The 1167-nt window shown below is 73.9% G+C and carries 2 protein-coding genes; both read right to left on the bottom strand.

Translation table 11 applies throughout. The features are described 5' to 3' along the window. Window positions 1-340 (bottom strand): alpha/beta hydrolase (locus G3I40_RS30305; protein ID WP_164305823.1); only part of this gene is annotated, 340 nt, incomplete at its 3' end. Further along, the gene (locus G3I40_RS30310) at window positions 337-918 is read right to left on the bottom strand and encodes a TetR-like C-terminal domain-containing protein (RefSeq protein ID WP_164305824.1); all 582 of its coding nucleotides are present in this window, start codon (window positions 916-918) and stop codon (window positions 337-339) included. The genes G3I40_RS30305 and G3I40_RS30310, both read right to left, overlap by 4 nt. Window positions 919-1167: the final 249 nt, after the last annotated feature.

A 1167-nucleotide genomic window follows, 5' to 3' on the forward strand; every position in this document is an offset into this window, starting at 1 on the left:
CCGGGTGGCGGGCCAGCAGGTCGAGGGTGACGATCGCGCCGCTGGACGCGCCCGCCACGTAGGCGGGCTCGCCGGGCGCCACCGCGTCCAGCAGGCGCAGGGCGTCGTCCGCGTGCACGGCGACCTGCTGCTCGGTGTGCGGGCCGTCCAGGGTGCTGCGCGAATAGCCCCGCGGGTCGTGCGTGAGGACCGTGAAGGTGTCGGTCAGCGCGTCGGCGACCGGGTCGAGCACGGCCGCGTCGCCGCCCGCACCGGGCAGCAGGAGCAGGGGCGGGCCCTCGCCCCGGAGCTCGTAGTGGAGCGCCGCGCCGGGGACGCGCAGGGTGTGAGAGGTGATCAACTGTCTTTCCTCCCCGGCCAGTTGGTGAGGGCGACGTGCAGGGCCTCGACGAGGTGCTCCCAGCTCGCGTCCGGTTCGCGGGCGTGCCGGAAGCCGCCCGCGAGTTCGAGGCTGACGAAGCCGTGGAAGGTGCTGCGCAGCAGCCGGCTCGCGTCGGTCAGGTCCGGCTCGGCCAGGTCGTACCCCTGGAGCAGGGCGTGCGTGCAGGTGAGATTGCGGCGCAGGCCCGGGTGTTCGTCGAACGCCGACGGGTCGAGGTCCTGCTGCTGGGTCGCCGCGTACCGGCCGGGGTGGCTCAGGGCGAAGTCGCGGTAGGCGTCGGCGAACGCGAGCAGCGCGTCGCGGCCCGCCCGGCCCGCCAGCGCGTCCGCGATCCGGTCGGCGAGGTCGAGGCCCGCCAGGATCGCGACCTCGGTGCGCACCTCGGAGAGGTTCTTGACGTGCGCGTACAGGCTCGCGTCCTTGACGCCGAAGCCGCGGGCGAGCGCCGCGACGGTGAGGTGCTCGAAGCCGACCTCATCGGCGAGATCGGCGGCGGCCGCCACCACCCGCTCCCTGGTCAGGCCCGCTCTGGCCATCATCATCGCCGCTCCGCTCCCGCTCGCGCCCGTACGTCCGCCGGTTGCGCTTCCCTGGACATTTCCTAGGACTCCTAGGTTTCTGCTTACGGTACCTAGTTTCCGCTGGGCTGATCAACGGATTTTCGGGGGACCACGCCGCGCGGCGCACCGGCGCCCGGCCCCGGCCGGGATTCCCTCGCCCCATGACCAGCCCCCTCGTACGCGGCGGTGTCGCCGCCCTGCTCGCGCTCGCCGCCGCACTTCCGG

This window comes from Streptomyces sp. SID14478 (assembly GCF_010548525.1).
Classification (GTDB): Bacteria; Actinomycetota; Actinomycetes; order Streptomycetales; family Streptomycetaceae; genus Streptomyces.